This is a genomic window from Deinococcus sp. (assembly GCF_025362455.1).
GTDB lineage: Bacteria > Deinococcota > Deinococci > Deinococcales > Deinococcaceae > Deinococcus.
The window spans coordinates 1-18,424 of record NZ_JANYGJ010000121.1; the positions used below are offsets into that span (position 1 = coordinate 1).

Consider the following 18,424-nt stretch of genomic DNA (forward strand, 5'->3'; position numbering starts at 1 on the left):
CGGGGGGAAGACCCGCTCACCGCGTCCTGTCGGACGCGCCTTCATCGTCACTTACCGTTTCGCTGTCATGCGTCTCGCCCCCAAGGAGGCTCAGAAACAATACAGCGCACTTGCAGATGTGTCAACCCTGGCGCGGGTTACCATCGCGCCCGACGCTTGACACCTGGGGGGCGATTCTCTAGCATGGTTAGGCTCACAGCAACGCCTGAGGACAAACTGGTGTGTAGCTGGAGTGTGTGGTGGGTTTAGCTCAGTTGGTTAGAGCGCCGCTCTGTGGCAGCGGAGGCCGGGGGTTCAAGTCCCCTAATCCACCCCAAATCAACGCAAGGATCCAGAGCTGCGCGCAGCTTCACAGCGCTGCTAACTTAGGCCCTGGCTGGCGACCCGGTAACGGGGAAGCGGCACAGGGCAGAGGTCGGCAGAATGCGGGGATGGCGAAACTGGTAGACGCGCCAGATTTAGGATCTGGTATCGAAAGATGTGAGGGTTCAAGTCCCTTTCCTCGCACCAGAGAAACGGCGGCCCTGCACGGGGCCGTGTTTTTTTGGACTGCTGGGCAAGGCTGTTACTAATGCTGGGTTGTTAGCAATGTGGGCGCACGCGTGAGTACCGAAGGGGAGATTATGGCAGAGCTGATTAGCAGGGAAGGCAACAAAGTGGAATTCAGGGCGTCCGTACCGGCTGCTGACGTGAGCCGTGCGTATCAGCAGGTCTGGGCCGGGCTGTCGCGTGACGTGCGCGTGCCGGGTTTTCGTCCCGGCAAGGCGCCCAAGAAGATTCTGGAGCAGCGCGTGGGCACGGGCTACGTCGAGAACGAGGTGCGTGACCGGCTGCTCCAGGTCCACTACCCGCAGGCCGCCCGCGAACTCCAGCTCAGTTTGGTCGATGCCGAGATTCACCCCGAAGACATCGCTGACGGCAGGGCGTTTGACTTCAGCGTCAAGGGCGAGACCTATCCCCAGGTCAAGCTGGGCGACTGGAAAGCGCTGAGCCTCAGCAGCGCCGCGCCGGAGATCACCGAAGAGGTGCTTGAGCGCACCCTGGCCGACCTGCAAGACCGTAACGCCACCTTCGAGAGCGTAGAGCGCCCCGCCGAGGGCAACGACATGGTGATGATCGAGGAACTCGGCGAGGACGGCGGCAGCTACCCGATCTACCTCGACGTCGCCGAGCCCCACGTCCAGGCGGCCCTGAGCGGCAAGAGCGTGGGCGAGGAAGTCAGTATCACGGTGCCTGCCCACCAGCACGGCGACCACGAACACCCGGAGCACACCGTCAGCGTCAAGATCCTCGACGTGCGCCACAAGCAGCGTCAGGAGTTGGGCGACGAGTTCGCCAGAAGTTTGAACTTCGAGGGCCTGGAGCGGCTGCGCACCGACCTGAGAAGCGAGCTGACCCGCCGCGCCCAGCAGGAAGGCGACAGCGCCCGCCGCGAGGAATTCATCGAGGGCCTGGTCGGCGTGATGGACGCCGACGTTCCCAAAGCGCTGCTGGGCCGCCGCCGTGAGGCCATGATGGAAGAGATTCAGAGCGACCTGTCGCGCCAGGGCGTCAAGTGGGGCGAGTACGAGAGCTTCATGGAGGAGCAGGGCAAACTGGGCGAGTTCATGGCCGACCTGGACAAAAACGCCCTGAGCCGGGTGCGCCGCGACCTGGCCTTAGAGCAGCTCGCCGAGGACCTCAAGGTCACGGTCGGCGACCAGGAATTCAACTCGACCATGCTCGCGCTGGCCCAGGCCAACAACCTGACCGCCCAGCAGCTCCGCACCCAGCTTGGGCCGGACGGGCTCAACAGCTACTACGCCAGCATCGTGCGCGAGAAGGCGCTGACCCAGGCCCTGAGCCAGCTCAACCCCTCCGGCGAGCCCGCCCAGCCCGCTGCCCAGCCGGACGCGGTTCTGACGGACGCGGCCCAGCCAGACACCACTGAAGCCGTCACCACTGAAACCATCACCACCGAAGCCGCAGCCACCGAAGCCGCAGCCACCGAGACACAAGCCGCGTCCAAGCCGAAAAAGCCCCGCGCCAGCAAAGCCAAGGCGGCGGCTGAGGAGGCTTCCGGCGAGGAAGCGACTCCAGTGACCGGGGCGAGCGCAACCGGGGCGAGCGCAGACGGCGACGAGCAGGGCTGAGCGCAAAGTACCGGCTCGGATCACCGTCATTTATTCCGTCATTTACTAAAACAGGGACAGGGGAGGGCCGACGCTAGCTCTCCCCTACTCCCGTTCCGGCTGCCCGCTTCCGCCCAGACGCTACAGTCGGGTATGTCGCCTTCTATTTTGCCCCTGCCCGCAGACGTTCAGGCGGCGCCCGGCCAGTTCGGCGTGCCTGAAGTCTTCCAGACTGAGCTGATCGGTGAAGCTGGCCCGGCGCTGGCGCACCTGCAACGCCTGCTGCCGGAGTTGAGCTTCGCGCCCTGCCAGTCTGAGCCGGACCTGAGCCTGCGGCAAGACGCACAGCGGGCCGAACTGGGCACCGAAGGCTACGAGTTGCGGGTTGGCCCGGCGGGCATCGTGCTGTGCGCCGCCGCGCCCGCCGGACTGTTTTACGGCGTGGTGACGCTCTGGCAGCTTCTGCGCGGCCAGCCCAGCGTGGCCTGCCTTCAGATCACCGACACGCCCCGTTTCGGCTGGCGCGGCCTGATGCTCGACGCCGCCCGGCATTTTATTCCGGTGCCCGACCTGCTGCGCGTACTGGACGAACTCGCCCGGCTCAAGCTCAACGTCTTTCACTGGCACCTGACCGACGACCAGGGCTGGCGGCTGCTGGTGCCCGCCTACCCCGACCTGATACGCGTCGGCTCGCGGCGTGCCCGGACGCTGGTCGGCCACCTGCAAGGCACGCCTCACACCTTTGACGAACGTCCACACGGCGGCTTTTACAGCGAGGCGGACATCGCTCAGGTGCTGGCTTACGCGGCGGCGCGGCACATCACGGTGGTGCCCGAAATCGATCTGCCGGGCCACGCCCAGGCGGCGCTGGTGGCCTATCCCGAATTCGGTTCGGGCGAGCGGGCTGAGGTCGGTGAGGTGTGGGGCATCAGCGAGCGGGTCTTTCACCCCAGGGCACAGACCATGGACTTTCTGAGGGCGGTGCTCGGCGAGGTGATGCGGCTGTTTCCGGGCCGCTACATCTGCATCGGCGGCGACGAGTGCCCGACCACCGAATGGGAGGCCAGCGCCGAGATGCGGGCGCTGGCGACGACGCTGGGCCTCAGCGGCCCGCACACCCTCCAGCGCTACGTGACCCGCGAGCTGTGCCGCTACCTGCTGGAGCGGGGCCGCGTGCCCATCGGCTGGGAGGAGATTCTGGACGGCGATCTGGGCGGCGACCATTCAAGCAGCGACGACCATTCAAGCGGCGACGACCATCCGAGCGGCGGCGACCATCCGAGCAGCGATGACCTGAGCCGCCAGGCCGTCGGGCTGATCTGGCTGCGTGAGGAGCAGGCTCGCCCCGCCGTGCTGGCCGGGCATCCGGTGGTGATCTGCGCGCACCGGCACTTCTACCTCGACTACTACCAGTCAGCCAGCCGGGAGGGCGAGCCGCTGGCACAGGGCGGTTGCCTGAGCCTGCGCGGCGCCTACGACCACGACCCGCTGCCGCCCGATCTGAACCCCGATCAGCAGCGCCTGGTACTCGGCGTGCAGGCCAACCTGTGGACCGAATACCTGCCCACGCCGCAACGGCAAGAATACATGCTCTTTCCCCGCCTGCTGGCGGTGGCCGAGCTGGCCTGGAGCCCCCAGGCAAAACGCCACTTCGCCGATTTCGAGCAGCGCCTGAGCCCCCACCTGGGCGACCTGACCCGGCGCGGCTTCAGCGTCCGGCAGCCCCGACCCGGCGATGACCCGGCTGCACCAGACCCGGCTGCGATAAATCAGGCTGCGATAAATCCGGCTACGGAATAAAAGCCGGAATCAGCGCTTCGAGTTCACTCAGGCGGCGGCGCAGCGTGCCCTCGTCGGGCGCCACCAGGTTGACGTGGCCGAGTTTGCGGCCCGGTTGATGGGCCTTGCCGTAGAGGTGCAGCCGGGCGCCGCTCAGCCGGTAGATGCCCGGCCAGTCGGGTTCCTGGCCTTGCCGCCAGCCCAGGATGTTGACCATCGCACACGGCAGCAGCGGCGCGAAGTCTTGCAGTGGCCAGTTCAGGGCGGCGCGGACCTGAGCCTCGAACTGGCTGAGCCCGCCGCCGTCCTGGGTCAGGTGACCGCTGTTGTGGACGCGGGGCGCCACCTCGTTGACCAATAATTCACCGCCCGGTCCTCCACCGCCCGGCAGCTCGAAGAACTCCAGCGTCATCAGCCCTTCGAGTTGCCAGTCCTGGGCCACGCGGCGGGCCAGGTCACGGGCACGGGCCTCGGCAGGGTCGCCGGGCAGGTAGAGGCTGGTTCTCAGAACGCCGTGCTGGTGGACGTTTTCTATCAGGCCACCGAAGGCCAGTTCGCCGCCCGCGTTGCGGGCCACCGCCAGGCTGACCTCGCGCCCGAAACTCACCCAGCCTTCCAGCACGCAGGGCACGTGCCCCAGCGCCGCCCAGCCACCTTCCAGCTCGGCCTGACTGCCGATTCGGACCTGACCCTTGCCGTCGTAGCCGAGTTCGCAGGTCTTGAGCACGCCGCGCCCACCGACGCGCTCCAGGGCACCGTCCAGATCAGCCGCCGCCTCGATGACCACGAACGGCGCCGTGGCCGCGCCCGCACCGTGCAGGGCCAGCTTCTCGCGGGCGCGGTGCTTGCTGCGCTCCAGCAACTCTCCGCCTGGACGCACCGGCACCCGGCCTTCCAGCGCCGCCAGGGCCAGGGTCGGCACGTTCTCGAACTCCAGGGTCACGGCGTCGCAGCCGCAGAGGCGTTCCAGGCCCGCCGGATCGGTGTAGGGCGCCTGAATCACCTCGGCGCACTCACGGGCGGGGGCGTGCGGGTCGGGTTCCAGGACCAGCACCCGCACGCCCAGCGGCAGGGCGGCCAACGCCAGCATCTGGGCCAGTTGACCGCCGCCGAGAATGCCCAGAGAGGCCTGTGGCTTGTGGCTTGCAGCTTGTGGGAAGGGCGAAGGGGTGCTCATTCGGCGAGGGCCTGAGGGTGGCCGTCAAAGTAGGGATCGTCCAGCACGGCCTGGGTTTGGGCGGCGCGGTAGGCGTTCAGGCGAGCGCACGCCGCCTCGTCGGTGCTCGCCAGCAGGGCAGCGGCGAACAGGGCAGCGTTTTTGGCTCCAGCGACCCCGATGGCAAAGGTCGCCACCGGCACCCCGGCGGGCATCTGCACCATGCTCAGCAGCGAATCCTGACCGCCCAGGGAGCGGCTGTGCACCGGCACGCCCAGCACCGGCACGCGGGTAAACGCCGCCAGCATCCCCGGCAGGTGGGCCGCGCCGCCCGCCCCGGCGATGAGGCAGCGCAGATTCAGCCGCTCGGCGCGGGCCGCATAGCTGGCGAGTAGGTGCGGCGTGCGGTGGGCCGAGAGCACCCGCACCTCGTGGGCGACACCGAGCTGAGAGAGCACCTCCAGGGCGCCGCTCATGGTCTCAAAATCGCTGCGGCTGCCCATCACCACGCCGATGAGCGGTTGAGGGCCAGGGGTTGAGGAAGCCGGGTCGGTCATGGGCGCAGTCTAGCGGGCACACCGTTCAGTGAGCGCGGCTGATCTGGACGGCGCATCCGTTTTCGTCACCCCCGGACTATGAACGCGGCCCGGCGCCGAATGTCAGTCGTCAGAACCATCTGACCCAGGGTCCGGGCATCTCCTTGTCAAGCTTGAGCTTGACCGAGCGGAGCGGGCAGGCGTGCCCAGGCGGACTTGCAAAGCTCCGCAGGAGAGGAGTGGCATCCTCATGGGGACGAGTGGCGTCCTCATGGGCGTCCGTTCACGAGGACAGTCCGTTCACGACGACAGTCCGCTTTGCCCAAGACGCGGAAACCTGATTTTCAGTCTACCGAACGGGCGCTGTTCTGGGTGCTGGCGCTGCTACCGACCCTGCAACTGGTGAGCAACATCAGCGGCGAGGTGGCGTCTTTTCAGCTCAGCGTCCTCAGCGTGTCACTGGTCGCCTACCTGGCTTACCCGGTGCAGACCGCCGCCTGGCTGCCGCTGAGTCTGTTCGGGCTGCCCCCAGGCTTGGCGCCCCCAGGCTTGGCGACTACCGCCGCCGCTCGGACGACCTGTATCAGCGTGGACCCCCTGACTGTCCTGGCCAACCGCCGGGCGCTGTACGGGGCGCTCGACGCTGCGCTGGTGGGAGTTCGGCCCCATACGCCGCTCCCGGTGATGCGGCTTGACCTCGACCATTTCAAGGCCATCAACTTCAAGGCCGTCAACGACCGTTTCTGCCACCAGACCGGCGACGAGGTGCCTGAGCGCCTGACCGAGCGGGCCGACCGCAATCTCTACCGGGCCAAGGCTGCGGAGCGCAACCAGGTCTGCGGCGACCAGACCTGAAGGCGCTCCGCTTCTGCTAACCTGCGCGGCGTGCTCAAGGCCAGGCGCCGGATATGACTCCTCCCGACCCTTACGCCTGGCTGTACTCGCGCACCCGCCAGGGCCGGACACGTGGACCGGCCCGCGCCCGGCGACTGCTGGACGCACTCGGATCACCAGACAGCCAGTTTCAGAGCATCCGGGTCACCGGCACCAACGGCAAGGGCAGCACCTGCGCCCTGCTGGAAGCGGGCCTGATCGCCGCCGGGCACAGCGTCGGCAGCTTCACCAGCCCGCACCTGGAGCGCTTCGAGGAGCGGGTCCGGGTGAACGGGCAGACCATCAGCCCCGACCAGACCGCCGAATTCATCGCCTGGGCGCAGCAGCACGCCCCGGACGCCGCCTTTTTCGACCTGAGCCTGGGGCTGGCCTGCCAGGCGTTCGCCCGCGCAGGCGTGCGGTGGGCGGTCATGGAAGCGGGCGTGGGCGGCGTCTCGGACGCGACGCAGGCGCTCGCTGGCGTCCGGGCGGTGCTGGTGACCAACGTGGCGCTCGACCATACGGCGACCCTGGGACCGACACTCTCCGACATCGCCCGCGACAAGGCCGGGGCCGCGCTGCCCGGCGTGCCGCTGCTGAGCACCGCCACCGGTGAGGCGCTGGTGGTCGTCGCCGAGGTGGCCGCCGAGCACCTGTGTATGCTGCATACGCCCCGAAGCCACCCGGCACTGTTCGCCCTACCGCGCCCGCCCGCCATGCTTGGGCCGCACCAGTTTCGAAACGCCCAGTTGGCCGCCGCGACCCTGCGCCTGCTGGGCTGTGAATCTGGGCCGAACTCCGAATCCGGGCCAAACTTCGAATCCGGGCTGGACGCCGCCCTGAACGTCACCTTTCCGGCCCGCCTGGAGCGCTTCACGGTGGCTGGCCGCACGGTGCTGCTCGACGGCGCCCACAACCCACATGCCGCGCAGGCGCTGGTCGCCGCCGTGACGGAGCTGGCCGTTTCGGGGATAGCTGTCACAGGGATAGACGTGCTGCTGTTCGGCAACTTCGCCCGCAAGGACACGGCGGCCACGCTCGCGCCGCTGCTGGCGCTGACGCCCGTGCGGGTCTTCACGGCGCCGGGCCAGGGAGCGACCGAGCCAGGGGGGCTGGCCTCGCACTACGGCGGGGAAGCGGTAGCCGACCCACACGCCGCCCTGGCACGGGCGCTGGCGCTGACGCCTGTGGGGGGCACGCTGCTGCTGACCGGCAGCCTGTATCTGGCGGGGGCGCTGCGGGGGGCGCTGGTAGGCGGTTGACGGTGATGTTGCGTTGGTGGGGCTTTGGCACTGTGCAAATGCGTCTGCACCCCCGGCCCCCGCCCCGGTGGGGCGCAACTGGCCACAGGTTCGGGGGAGAGCAGGCGTGCTGACCGCTCCGTTCACGACGAGTGCTTGCACAGGGAAGTGAGCGCCTGCCCTGATCCGTTCCCGCGCACCGCCTCCCCACTCCCCACAAGCCCCCTTGCTACACTCCCGCCATGACTACGCCGCCGCCACTGCCGACCTTCCTCGCCCTCGATGTCAGCAAAAGCCGGGTGGGGTACGCGGTCAATCACGGCGCTCTGGTGTTCGGGCGGGGGAGCTTTGACCGGACGCGGCTGAAAAACGATCTCAGGGCCATTTTGCACAAGCAGCGCACGGAGGGCGCCACGGCGCTGGTGCTGGGGCTGCCGCTGCGCACCGACGGGGCGCCGAGTCCATCGGCTGACCGGATCAGATCGTTCGGCACCGAGCTGAGGCGGGCCGGAGCCACGGTGACGTATCAAGACGAGCGCTTCACGACCCGCCGCGCCCGCGAACTGGGCGCCGTGGACCTCGACGAGGCCGCCGCCGTGCAGATTCTGGAACTGTACGTGCAGGGGCTGACGATGGCCCAGGCACTGGCATCACAGGCAACGGCAACACAGGCACCGGCAACAGCGCCCCAAAAATAAAAACCCCCGCGCAGGCGGAGGCTTTCGTGTGTGGTAGACCCGAGCAGATTTGAACTGCTGACCCCTACAGTGTCAATGTAGTGCTCTACCCCTGAGCTACGGATCTGGGTGGGTAAGTGTCCTCACCCGTGAAGGGCTTTGGAGGCGCTGACCGGATTTGAACCGGTGGTGGAGGTTTTGCAGACCTCTGCCTTACCACTTGGCTACAGCGCCGCCGTGTGGGGCAGGGCTGTCAGCCCCGGTTCTCCCAGCGGGGTGAATAGTAGCATGAGCGCTGCGGGCTGTCAAAACTGGCAAGCGGCCCTGGCGGCGAGGTACACCGGGCGGGGTAGCATGTCGGCATGCACATCCTGCACGTCGCCTCCGAGGCGTATCCGTATTCTCGTACCGGCGGGCTGGCCGATGTCCTGGGCGCCCTGCCCCCCGAACTGGTCCGGCAGGGTATGGCGGTCAGCGTCCTCTCGCCCTGGTACGCAGACCTGCTCGGCACGCCCCGCGAAATCTGGCGCGGCGGTGATCTGCGGCTGGGCGAACTCTACCAGGAGGGCGTCAGGCACCTGTTTCTGGAGACGCCGGATTTTCGCCGCCCCGGCATCTACCACCCCGACGACGTGCGGCGCTTCGCCAACTGGGGCCGCCTGGCGCTGCCGGTCCTGACCTCGGCGGGCGTGAGATTCGACGTGCTGCACGGCCACGACTGGGCCGCCGGGCTGGTCGCTGCGCACGGCAGCCTGCATCAGTTGCCCAGCGTGTTTACCATCCACAATTTGCAGTACCAGGGCAGATGGAACATGGCCGAGGGCTTCCCCTGGACCGGCCTGCCCGACTGGCTCAATACCCCACTGGGCGCCGAGTTCTACGGCGACATCAACCTGATGAAAGCCGGGCTGCGCTTCGCCTCGCACGTCACCACGGTGAGCCCGACCTACGCCCGTGAGATCACCACACCTGAATTCGGAGAAGGGCTCGACGGGCTCCTGCGCGAGCGGCTGGCGAGGGGGCAACTGTCGGGCGTCATCAACGGGCTCGATCAGGAGCGCTGGAATCCGCGCACCGACCCGCACGTCCTGCCCTACGGCGACATGGCGGGCAAGCAGGCCAGCATCAGTGCCGTGCGCCAGGAATTTCAGCTCGACGACGCCCCGATTCTCAGTTGCGTCTCGCGGCTGGCGGTGCAAAAAGGGCTGGATATTCTGCTGGCCGCCCTGCCTAGAATCGTGGAGAAGTGGAACGTGGTGCTGCTCGGCAGCGGCGACGCCCAGCTCGAAGCCGCCTTCTCGGCCTGGGCGCAGCGCTCGGCGCGGGTGCGGCACGTCACCGGCATGAACGAATCACTCTCGCACCGGCTGTACGCGGGCGCCCACGCCTTCGCCATGCCCAGCCGTTTCGAGCCGTGCGGCCTGTCGCAGATGATCGCCCTGCGCTACGGCACCCTGCCGATTGCCCGCGCCACCGGGGGCCTGGCCGACACCGTGCCGGAGGACGTGGGCTTTGTCTTTGGCGAGCCGACGCCCGCCGCCTTTCTGGAGGCCCTGAACCGCGCCGAGCGTGAGCTGGCCGACCCAGACCGGTGGAATGCCCGCGCCAGCCGGGGCCTGAGCATGGACTTCTCGTGGGCGGGACCGGCGAAGCGGTATATCGAGATCTACCAGCAGGTCCGGGGCGAGGCGAACGGGCCGCTGAGTGAGGCGGGGCTGGAGGTGGTGTAGGAGGTGCGCGGGAGGCGGTGGGCGGTGCGCGGGAACAGAATCCGGGTGCCCGTGCGGTGGGCGCAGAGGCACAGGCGCTCAAAGCTATGCCCGGCCATCGCCCCTGCTCTTACCGCGTCCTGCGTACCGCGCACCGCCTCCCCCAATGCTCTACCATGCGCGGCGTGAAACTCGCGGTGGTGCTGGTGTCTCCCAAAACGTCGGGCAATGTGGGCGCGGCGGCGCGGGCCATGCTCAACATGGGCGCCGATGACCTGCGGATCGTGGCCCCGCGCTGCGATTACCGCGATTCGGGCAGCCGGGCGATGGCCGTTCACGCCGCGAAGTTGCTCGAAGAAGCCAGGGTCTACGCCACGCTGGCCGAGGCGATTGCCGACCGCGACCTGGTGGTGGGCACCAGCGCCAGACTGCGGGCGGTGCTCTCGGCGCCTCAGCACCCGGCGGGGCTGCGCCCCCTGGTCCGCGACAGCGCCGCCCCCGCGCTGGTCTTCGGGCCGGAGGAATCGGGCCTGAGCAACGCCGACCTGGAGCTGTGCCGCCTGACCATGCAGATTCCCACCGCCGAGTACGCCAGCCTGAATCTGGCTCAGGCCGTGCTGCTGAGCTGCTACGAGTTCTTGCAGTCGGCAGCTTCCCAGGGAGCAGGCTCGGAGGCAACTTCAGCGAACTTGGCTGCGTCTCAGGGCCAGCCTGAAGCCGCGCCGCCTGAGCGCCAGGCGGCCATCAGCAGCGAGATGGAAGGGCTCTACGCCCACCTGCGCGACGTGATGCTGCTGACCGGCTACACCGACGCCGTGCGTGCCCGCCATACCCTGCGACTGTGGCGCGTGGCGCTCGACAAGGCGACCTTCAGCCCATCCGAGGTGCGCCTGGTGCGCGGCCTGCTGCGCCAGGTCCAGTGGAAGGTGGCCCAGACAGGCACAGAGACCCAGGTAAACACAGAGACCCAGACAGGCACAGACAAAGGGGAAGTGGGAAGCGGGGAGTAGGAACGGCCCTCGGTCTTTCCCCACAGGCCACGCGCCACAAGCCACAAGCCGGGCGCCCCAACTGAACGCTCCGCAACCAATCCAAACTCCCCCGGCGCCTAAACTGGGCAGATGACCGTTCCATCTGCACTCACATCCGACGCGCCGACGCCCAGCCCGGCCCCCGCCCTGCGCCCCGGCATGGCACTTTCACGGATGGTGCTGCTGACGCGCAACGTGCTGCCGCTGCTGATCGTGCTGGTGGTGGTGGCCTACGAGGTGGGCTTCGTCTCGCTGTTCGACGCCTCTGCCGGGCGGCTGGTGCATCTGGCGTTTTACGGCGTGGTCGGGCCGCTGGTGACGTTCTTTACCATCCAGTCGATTGCCGAGGGCGTGCAGGCGCGTGAGCAGGCCGAGGCCGAGCTGCGCGACCTGTACGCGCAGCTCAGCGCCTCACATCAGCGCATGGGCGCGCTGCAACACCTGATGCGGGCGGTGTCCGAGCCTGCCGATCTGGAAACGTTGCTGAACGTGGCGGTGCAGGGCACCCAGGCCGCCACCGGGGCGGTGATCGTGCAGGCCCAGCTACGCGGCGACGTGCTGGCCGGGGGGCCGAGCAGCGCCCTGAGCCGCCAGGTCGGCGTTCAATCCGGGCGCTACCAGGTCAACGTGGCGCTGGGCCAGGGCGGGGTGCTGGGCGACCTCAACCTGGGCTTCGAGACGCCGCCCAGCAGTGACACCCGCGAGCTGATCGCCGCCATCGGCTCGGAGCTGGGCAGCGCCATCGCCAGCACCCAGAGCCGCACCCGCGACCTGATTACCCTCTTTGAAGTCGATCAGTCGATTCGGGCCGAGCGCAACATGCAGCGGCTGCTCGCCCGCGTCACCGGCACCATCGCCGGGCGGGTCCAGGCCACCGCCCGCGCCGCCTTCCTGACCGATCAGGATGGGCTGCTGAGACTCGAATACGCCCGCGACCCCGGCGGCGAGGTCCGCAGCGGCGGCGTGTTGCCAGCCTTCGTGCGCCGCGTCGCCGAGGGCGGGCAGCCCGGCCTGGCCAGCGCCGAGGAGGCCGCCGAGGTCTTTCCCGGCGCCGCCAGCGCCCTGGGTCTGCCCATGCGCAGCGAGGACGGCCTGGTGGGTGTGCTCGTGCTGGGCGGCCACGAGGGCGCCTTCGAAAAGGAGCGCACGCCGCTGCTGGCACTGCTGGCCTCACAGGCGACGCTGGCGGTGCGCAACGCCCGCGCCTACCTGTACTCCGAAGAGCTGGCCATCGGTGAGGAGCGCAACCGCATCGCCCGCGAAATCCACGACGGCGTGGCGCAGTCGCTCGCCTTTTGCGCCATCAAGCTCGACGTGGTGGCCCGCCAGATTTCCAAAACCCCCGACGCGGCGGTGACCGGCGTGCAGGAAGCCAGCAGCCTGCTGCGCGAGCAGATCCGCGAGGTCCGGCGCAGCATCTTCGCGCTGCGGCCCATCGACCTGGAACGCTACGGCCTGCTGGAGACCCTCAAGCGCTACCTGCTGGATTTCGGCGAGCAGCACGGCGTCAAAACGCAGCTCGACATCAGCGGCGACATCCACCTGGCGCCCGGCGACGAGGCGGTGGTCTTCCGGATCTTGCAAGAAAGTCTGAACAACGTGGCCAAGCACGCCCGCGCCCTGAACGTGACAGTGACGCTGACGGGCGGCAGCAGCGTCAAACTGACCGTGGAAGACGACGGCGAGGGCTTTGACCTCACGCTCGCCACCGGGCGGGTCAGCAGCGCGGGCGGTCTGGGCCTGGTGCAGATGCGCGAGCGGGTCGAGTCGCGCGGCGGCGCCTACCGGGTCGAGAGCGCCCCGGAGCGCGGCACGCGGGTCGAGGCCCGGCTGCCACAGGCGTAGGGTCCAGGCTCAGGGTCCAGTTGCCACAGGCGTGATGGGGGGCCGTCTTGAGTAGCCTCCACCGGACGCGCTACCTTTAAGTCATGCGACTTTCCGCCGCCCTGATTCCTGTTTGCCTGATCACCGCCCTCAGTGTCGCCGCCGCCCAGACCGAGCCAGTCCAAACCCAGTCAGCACCGCCTGAGCGCTCCTCGGCGTCCAGTGCGCTGGTGCTGCGGACCACACCGGAGGCGCTGCTGAGCGACCTGAAGGTGGCGGGCTACCAGGCCACGCTGGACACCAGCGGCGAGCAGCCGTCCATCCTGCTGGAAAAGAAGGCCGACAACGTGGTCATCAACCTCGATTTCATCGGCTGTAACGCCAGCAGTTGCGACGCCGTGGAGGCCAACGTCTGGTACGACGCCGCCAAGATGAAGAGCCTGCCGGACCTGAAGACCATCAACAGTTGGAATCAGGAATACTACGTTCAGGCGTACATCGACACCGATAAGAACATCAATCTGCTGAGCCGCTACCGCTTTACCGGCGGCTTTACCCACGCCAACTTCCTCGGCTGGCTGGCCGACTTCGAGGATGAGAGCAACGAGTTCGACCAGATCATGCAGGATTTAAATTAGGGTGTGGATTGTGGGTTGTGGGTCGTGGGGAAGACCGAGATCTGTGTGTGTTTCCCTGAAGCGTTGACGGCAAAAACGTCGTCACCCTGAAGGAAATAGCGGGTCTCGTCGTTGAACGAAGACATCTTTCGCGTCGCTCAGGATGATAAATCGGGCACTTCTCTGTTCCTGCTCCCCACACCCCTCAGTTCAGCGTCCGCTCCTCCGGCACGTTCAGCAGGAAGGCGGGAATCTTGACCCGTCCGGCGCGGCCCCAGGCGTCGCGCAATTCGTAGTGGCCCGACATCTGGCCGGGCAGGGCCTCCAGGGTCACGAAGCTGTCATAGACGTACACGCCGCCCGGCGCGATGATCGGTTGCTGGCCCACCACGCCCTCGCCCTGCACCTCAGTCTGGGTGAGGGTGCCGTCGGTGATCTGCCAGGCGCGGGCGATGACCTGCCAGGAATCAGGGGCGTGGTTCTCGATGCGGATGACGTAGGTGAACACCTGCCGCCCTGGCCGTGAATAGGCGCTCAGGTGCGTCACGCTGACGTCTACGCGCACGTCGGGCCAGCTCAGCTCAGCCCCAGGGGCGGCAGTTTCGGACATGGGGAGAAGGATAAAGCAAAAGCCGCCGCCTGTTGGGCTTATTCTGGCACTCATGACCACCGTACTTCCGGACAATCTCAACACCGACTTCCTGCTCAACTTGCTGCGCGAGGCCGGTCCCAGCGGCTATGAAGCCCGCCCGGCCCGCGTCTGGCTGGAGGAGGCGAGCACCTTCGCGCGCACCCGCAGCGACCACTACGGCAACGTCTACGCCGAGGTCGGCCCCGCAGAGGCAGCGCCGATTGTCCTGATGGGCCACCTCGACGAGATCGGGCTGATGGTCTCGCACATCGACGAGAACGGATTCCTGGCGGTGCTGAACATCGGCGGCTGGGACCCGCAGGTGCTGGTCGGCCAGCGCATCCGGCTGCTGGGGCCGGGCGGCGACGTGCTGGGCGTGATTGGCAAGAAGGCCATTCACGTTATGGAGGCCGAGGAGCGCACCAAGGCCAGCAAACTGGAAGAGCTGTGGATCGACACCGGCCTGAGCGCTCAGGCCGCGAAGGAGCAGGTGCCGGTGGGCACGGTGGGCGTCATCGAGCAGATGCCGGTGCTGCTGGGCGACAAGCTGGTGAGCCGGGCGCTGGACAACCGGGTGGGCGCCTTCATCGTGCTCGAAGCCCTCAAGCGGGTGCAGGGCAGCGGGCGGCGCATCATCGCCATCGGCACGGCCCAGGAGGAGATCGGGCTGCTGGGCGCCCAGGTCAGCGGCTACGGGACAGACCCGCTGGCGGGCATCGCCGTGGACGTGACCCACGAAACGTTGCAGCCGGGCGTCAGCGAGAAGAAATACGGCGTCTCGCCGTTCGGGTCGGGCGCCAGCCTCAGCGTGGGCGCTTTGTTCAACCCCAAGGTCACGGGCGGGCTTCAGGCGGCGGGCAGGGCGGCGAACGTGCCGTTCACGGTCTCGGCCACCCCGCGCTACTCCGGCACCGACGGTGACGCGCTGGCGCTGAGCCGGGCAGGTGTACCCACCGGAGTCGTCAGCGTCCCCAACCGCTACATGCACAGCCCCTCCGAGATGGTGCAGCTCAGCGACGTACAGGCGTGTATCGACATCATCGCGGCCTGGATTCTGGGCTTGCCCGAAGGCGAGCTGGACTTTTCGCGGCACTGAGCGAGCGGCGGATCACTGAACGGCGGGCAGCACCATGACGGTATGCCCGCCGTTCATCTGGCCCAGGTCAACATCGCCCGCCTGCGTGCGCCACTCGGCAGCCCTCTGCTGGCCGACTTCGTGGCCGGGCTGGAGCCGATCAACGCGCTGGCCGAAAGCTCGCCCGGTTTCGTCTGGAGACTGAAAGACGAGGCCGGGGACGCCACGCAGATTCCCTATTCGGACGACCCCGCCATCATCGTAAACCTGAGCGTCTGGCAAAGCGTGGAGGCCCTGCGCGAGTTCACCTACCGGACCCGCCACACCGACTTCCTGAAACGCCGCCGCGAATGGTTCACGCGGCTGGACTTCGCGGTGGCGCTGTGGTGGGTGCCAGCGGGCGAATTCCCGACCCCGGCCCAGGCGCGGGCCAGACTGGAACTGCTGGAGGCGCGGGGGCCGTGCGCGAAGGTGTTCACCTTCGGGCAGGTGTTCGGGGCACCGGAGATTTCGGGGCAATAAAAAAACCACCCTCTTCGGCGGTGATTCCAAGAATATAGCTCGGTATTCTCCGCAAGTCAAATTTATGCAGCCGATGCTGAACTGTCCGCTCTCGCAAGGGCCGTTCACACCCGGCTGATGGTGCCTATCACAGCGGCTGGTAGACTCGAACTTGACAGCCTTACCTGGCCCGACTGTGCCTCCCCGGTGGACAAACGAAGGCACACAGCCTAAACTTTAGACCAAGTATAAAAATTGCCCGCCCGTCTGTTTTCGTTCCCCAGGAGGTACGTCGTGACCGCAGTTCAAGCCCAGAGCACACCGTCCAGCGCAGCTTCGGCCCACCCCTCCCCCATTCAGAAGGCGGCTGTCATCGGCGCCGGGGTGATGGGCGCGGCCATCGCGGCGCAGCTCACCAACGCGGGCATTCCGGTGCTGCTGCTCGACATCGTGCTGCCGGACCAACCCAGCGCGGACAAGCCGGACCGGAACCTCCTCGCCAAAGCTGGTATCGAGCGGGCGCTGAAATCCAGCCCCGCCGCCTTCATGGCGCCGGAAAACGCCAAGTTGATTACGCCCGGCAACCTCGAAGACGACCTGGCCAAACTGGGGGACGCCGACTGGATCATCGAGGCGATCATCGAGAAGCTGGACGCCAAGCGCGACTTGTGGGCGCGGGTCGAGGGCGTCGCCAAAAAGACGGCCATCATCTCCAGCAACTCCAGCGGCATTCCGATGCATTTGCAAATCGAGGGCCGCTCCGAGGATTTCCAGAGCCGCTTCGTGGGCGCCCACTTCTTCAATCCGCCGCGCTACCTGCACCTGCTGGAAGTCATTCCGACCAGCCAAACCAGCCCCGCCGTGCTGAACACCTTTTCCGAGTTTGCTAACCGGACGCTGGGCAAGGGCGTGGTCGTCGCCAACGACGTGCCCGGCTTCGTAGGCAACCGCATCGGCGTCTACGGCATGGTCCGCGCCATGAAACGCATGGAGGAGACCGGCCTCACGCCCGCCGTCGTGGACGCGCTGACCGGCCCCGCCATCGGGCGGCCCAAGTCGGCAACGTTTCGCACGGCGGACCTCTCCGGGCTGGACATCATCTACCACGTCGCAAATGACATCGGCGCGGTGACTGGCCCCGACGAGGACTTCACCCTGACGCCGACGTTTCACACATTGGTCGAAGATAAAAAATGGCTGGGCGACAAGACCGGCAGCGGCTTCTACAAGAAGACCAAAGACGAGCGCGGCAAGACCAAGATTCTGACCCTCAATCTGGACACGCTGGAATACGAGGACGCCCCGCCCGTCAAGATTGCGGTGCTGGACGCCGTGAAGAATCAGCCGCTCTCGGCCCGCGTGGGGGCGCTCTACGAGGCCCAGGGACCGGAGGGCGACTTCATGCGCGGCGTGCTGAACGACGGCTTCTGGTACGCCGCCAGGATGGCCGGAACCGTCAGCAGCCGGTTGCAGGACATCGACAATGCCCTCAAATGGGGCTTCGGCTGGGAGCAGGGGCCATTCGAGGCGATGGACGCGCTGGGCGTGCAGACGGTGATTACCAACCTCGAAGCCGAGGGCCGGACCCTGCCGCCGCTGCTGGCGAAGATGAAGGAGACGGGCCAGGCCAGCTTCTACCAGGGCGAGCAGATTATCGATGCCAGAGGTGACATTCAGCCCTACGCCGCGCCGTACCTGCTGCTGACCGACCTGAAAAAAGACGCCACCAAAATCATCAAGAAGAGTAGCGGGGCCAGCCTGCTCGACCTCGGCGACGGCGTGCTGCTGCTCGAATTTCACTCCAAGATGAACGCGCTGGGCGAGGACGCCATCCGCATGATCGGCACGGCGCACAAAACCGTGCAGGACATGGGCTACGCCGGGCTGGTCATCGGCAACCAGGGCGAGCATTTCAGCGCCGGGGCCAATCTGCCGCTGATTCTTAGCCAAGCACAGGACGAGGAATGGGACGAGCTGGACGCGGCTATCAAGGCGTTTCAGACGGCCACCACCAGCCTGCGCTTCAGCCCGCATCCTGTTGTTGTGGCCCCGTTCAGCCTGACCCTGGGCGGCGGCACCGAGATGGCCCTGCACGCCGACGCCGTGACCGCTTTCTCCGAGAGCTACATGGGCCTGGTGGAAGTTGGCGTGGGCCTGATTCCCGGTGGCGGCGGCACCAAGGAAATGCTGCTGCGCTTCACCGATGGCATGCCGTCGGGCCAACCCTTGCTTCCCGCCGTGCAGCGGGCCTTCGAGCTGATCGGCACGGCCAAGGTCAGCACCAGCGCCCAGGACGCCCGCAAGCTGGGATTCCTGCGGCCCAGCGACGAGATCGTGATGAACCGCGACAACCTGATCTCGGAGGCCAAGCGCAAGGTGCTGGACCTCTCTCCCGGCTACGTGCAGCCCGCCATGCGGACGGACATTCCAGTCATGGGCGAGGCGGCGATTGGGGCCATCAAGAGTGCCCTCTACGGGCTGGTGGAAGGCGGGTACGCTTCTGCGTATGACCGCGAGGTGTCGCTGCAACTGGCCAACATCTTATCGGGCGGCGCGGGCAACAACCGCCAGGCGCGGGTGAGTGAGCAGCACCTGCTGGACCTGGAGCGCGAAGCCTTCCTGACGCTCTGCGGCAAGAAACGCACCCAGGACCGCATCGCCCA

At 67.3% G+C, this 18,424-nt stretch carries 15 protein-coding genes and 4 tRNA genes; 14 read left to right on the forward strand and 5 right to left on the reverse strand.

The window, feature by feature from the left end; all coding sequences use genetic code 11:
* Window positions 1-239 precede the first annotated feature (239 nt).
* The 4 genes from Q0R23_RS09515 to Q0R23_RS09530 all read left to right on the forward strand — a co-directional run bounded on the left by Q0R23_RS09515 (window position 240) and on the right by Q0R23_RS09530 (window position 3,911).
* A tRNA-His gene (locus tag Q0R23_RS09515) sits at window positions 240-316 on the forward strand.
* Window positions 317-425: 109 nt separating this feature from the next.
* Window positions 426-510, forward strand: a tRNA-Leu gene (locus Q0R23_RS09520).
* A gap of 113 nt (window positions 511-623) precedes the next feature.
* Window positions 624-2,132: a trigger factor gene (gene tig / locus Q0R23_RS09525; RefSeq protein ID WP_293912458.1), complete on the forward strand. Its 1,509-nt coding sequence runs from the start codon at window positions 624-626 to the stop codon at window positions 2,130-2,132.
* A 132-nt stretch (window positions 2,133-2,264) separates the two neighbouring features.
* On the forward strand, window positions 2,265-3,911 hold the full coding sequence (locus Q0R23_RS09530) for a beta-N-acetylhexosaminidase (RefSeq protein WP_293912460.1): 1,647 nt from the start codon (window positions 2,265-2,267) through the stop codon (window positions 3,909-3,911).
* Here Q0R23_RS09530 and purK read toward each other — a convergent pair.
* Both purK and purE read right to left on the reverse strand, forming a co-directional pair.
* Complete coding sequence (purK, locus tag Q0R23_RS09535; protein ID WP_293912462.1) at window positions 3,901-5,067, reverse strand: 5-(carboxyamino)imidazole ribonucleotide synthase; 1,167 nt, start codon at window positions 5,065-5,067, stop codon at window positions 3,901-3,903. The two genes, Q0R23_RS09530 and purK, sit on opposite strands and share 11 nt — an antisense overlap.
* Window positions 5,064-5,603: a 5-(carboxyamino)imidazole ribonucleotide mutase gene (gene purE, locus Q0R23_RS09540; protein ID WP_293912464.1), complete on the reverse strand. Its 540-nt coding sequence runs from the start codon at window positions 5,601-5,603 to the stop codon at window positions 5,064-5,066. Before purE ends, purK begins: the two co-directional genes overlap by 4 nt.
* A gap of 297 nt (window positions 5,604-5,900) precedes the next feature.
* Between purE and Q0R23_RS09545 the strand changes: the two genes are divergently transcribed.
* The 3 genes from Q0R23_RS09545 to Q0R23_RS09555 all read left to right on the forward strand — a co-directional run bounded on the left by Q0R23_RS09545 (window position 5,901) and on the right by Q0R23_RS09555 (window position 8,394).
* On the forward strand, window positions 5,901-6,437 hold the full coding sequence (locus Q0R23_RS09545; RefSeq protein ID WP_293912466.1) for a diguanylate cyclase: 537 nt from the start codon (window positions 5,901-5,903) through the stop codon (window positions 6,435-6,437).
* 53 nt (window positions 6,438-6,490) lie between these two features.
* On the forward strand, window positions 6,491-7,717 hold the full coding sequence (locus Q0R23_RS09550; protein ID WP_293912470.1) for a cyanophycin synthetase: 1,227 nt from the start codon (window positions 6,491-6,493) through the stop codon (window positions 7,715-7,717).
* 221 nt (window positions 7,718-7,938) lie between these two features.
* Complete coding sequence (locus Q0R23_RS09555; RefSeq protein WP_293912472.1) at window positions 7,939-8,394, forward strand: RuvX/YqgF family protein; 456 nt, start codon at window positions 7,939-7,941, stop codon at window positions 8,392-8,394.
* A gap of 31 nt (window positions 8,395-8,425) precedes the next feature.
* Here the strand turns inward: Q0R23_RS09555 and Q0R23_RS09560 are convergent.
* Together Q0R23_RS09560 and Q0R23_RS09565 are read right to left on the reverse strand one after the other, a co-directional pair.
* Window positions 8,426-8,500: transfer RNA gene (locus Q0R23_RS09560), tRNA-Val, on the reverse strand.
* A 33-nt stretch (window positions 8,501-8,533) separates the two neighbouring features.
* Window positions 8,534-8,607: transfer RNA gene (locus Q0R23_RS09565), tRNA-Cys, on the reverse strand.
* A 128-nt stretch (window positions 8,608-8,735) separates the two neighbouring features.
* On the opposite strand from Q0R23_RS09565, the gene Q0R23_RS09570 reads away from it, so the two are divergent.
* The 4 genes from Q0R23_RS09570 to Q0R23_RS09585 all read left to right on the forward strand — a co-directional run bounded on the left by Q0R23_RS09570 (window position 8,736) and on the right by Q0R23_RS09585 (window position 13,575).
* Window positions 8,736-10,103, forward strand: coding sequence for a glycogen/starch synthase (locus tag Q0R23_RS09570; RefSeq protein WP_293912474.1), 1,368 nt, complete (start codon window positions 8,736-8,738; stop codon window positions 10,101-10,103).
* 164 nt (window positions 10,104-10,267) lie between these two features.
* Entirely contained in the window at window positions 10,268-11,092 is an 825-nt protein-coding gene (locus Q0R23_RS09575) for an RNA methyltransferase (protein ID WP_293912476.1), read from the forward strand.
* Window positions 11,093-11,203: 111 nt separating this feature from the next.
* Complete coding sequence (locus tag Q0R23_RS09580; protein WP_366520413.1) at window positions 11,204-12,958, forward strand: sensor histidine kinase; 1,755 nt, start codon at window positions 11,204-11,206, stop codon at window positions 12,956-12,958.
* Window positions 12,959-13,041: 83 nt separating this feature from the next.
* The gene (locus tag Q0R23_RS09585; protein WP_293912478.1) at window positions 13,042-13,575 is read left to right on the forward strand and encodes a hypothetical protein; all 534 of its coding nucleotides are present in this window, start codon (window positions 13,042-13,044) and stop codon (window positions 13,573-13,575) included.
* A gap of 184 nt (window positions 13,576-13,759) precedes the next feature.
* Here Q0R23_RS09585 and apaG read toward each other — a convergent pair whose 3' ends face one another.
* On the reverse strand, window positions 13,760-14,164 hold the full coding sequence (gene apaG / locus Q0R23_RS09590; RefSeq protein WP_293912480.1) for a Co2+/Mg2+ efflux protein ApaG: 405 nt from the start codon (window positions 14,162-14,164) through the stop codon (window positions 13,760-13,762).
* Between the two features lie 52 nt (window positions 14,165-14,216).
* Here apaG and Q0R23_RS09595 point away from each other — a divergent pair, with 52 nt between their 5' ends.
* The 3 genes from Q0R23_RS09595 to Q0R23_RS09605 form a co-directional block, all read left to right on the forward strand.
* A complete protein-coding gene (locus Q0R23_RS09595; protein ID WP_293912483.1) occupies window positions 14,217-15,281 on the forward strand; it encodes a M20/M25/M40 family metallo-hydrolase in 1,065 nt (354 codons plus the stop codon).
* Window positions 15,282-15,323: 42 nt separating this feature from the next.
* Window positions 15,324-15,782 carry a DUF3291 domain-containing protein gene (locus tag Q0R23_RS09600; RefSeq protein WP_293912485.1) on the forward strand — a complete coding sequence of 153 codons (459 nt, stop codon included), beginning with the start codon at window positions 15,324-15,326 and terminating at the stop codon, window positions 15,780-15,782.
* A 366-nt stretch (window positions 15,783-16,148) separates the two neighbouring features.
* Window positions 16,149-18,424 (forward strand): 3-hydroxyacyl-CoA dehydrogenase/enoyl-CoA hydratase family protein (locus tag Q0R23_RS09605; RefSeq protein WP_293912489.1); only part of this gene is annotated, 2,276 nt, incomplete at its 3' end.

What these genes read in the sequence shown, in the direction of transcription:
- Q0R23_RS09585 (WP_293912478.1), top strand. Translation starts at nt 13,042, where the DNA reads ATGCGACTTTCCGCCGCCCTGATTCCTGTTTGCCTGATCACCGCCCTC.
- apaG (WP_293912480.1), bottom strand. Translation starts at nt 14,164, where the DNA reads ATGTCCGAAACTGCCGCCCCTGGGGCTGAGCTGAGCTGGCCCGACGTG.
- purE (WP_293912464.1), bottom strand. Translation starts at nt 5,603, where the DNA reads ATGACCGACCCGGCTTCCTCAACCCCTGGCCCTCAACCGCTCATCGGC.
- purK (WP_293912462.1), bottom strand. Translation starts at nt 5,067, where the DNA reads ATGAGCACCCCTTCGCCCTTCCCACAAGCTGCAAGCCACAAGCCACAG.
- Q0R23_RS09595 (WP_293912483.1), top strand. Translation starts at nt 14,217, where the DNA reads ATGACCACCGTACTTCCGGACAATCTCAACACCGACTTCCTGCTCAAC.
- tig (WP_293912458.1), top strand. Translation starts at nt 624, where the DNA reads ATGGCAGAGCTGATTAGCAGGGAAGGCAACAAAGTGGAATTCAGGGCG.
- Q0R23_RS09555 (WP_293912472.1), top strand. Translation starts at nt 7,939, where the DNA reads ATGACTACGCCGCCGCCACTGCCGACCTTCCTCGCCCTCGATGTCAGC.
- Q0R23_RS09600 (WP_293912485.1), top strand. Translation starts at nt 15,324, where the DNA reads ATGCCCGCCGTTCATCTGGCCCAGGTCAACATCGCCCGCCTGCGTGCG.
- Q0R23_RS09580 (WP_366520413.1), top strand. Translation starts at nt 11,204, where the DNA reads ATGACCGTTCCATCTGCACTCACATCCGACGCGCCGACGCCCAGCCCG.
- Q0R23_RS09570 (WP_293912474.1), top strand. Translation starts at nt 8,736, where the DNA reads ATGCACATCCTGCACGTCGCCTCCGAGGCGTATCCGTATTCTCGTACC.
- Q0R23_RS09530 (WP_293912460.1), top strand. Translation starts at nt 2,265, where the DNA reads ATGTCGCCTTCTATTTTGCCCCTGCCCGCAGACGTTCAGGCGGCGCCC.
- Q0R23_RS09550 (WP_293912470.1), top strand. Translation starts at nt 6,491, where the DNA reads ATGACTCCTCCCGACCCTTACGCCTGGCTGTACTCGCGCACCCGCCAG.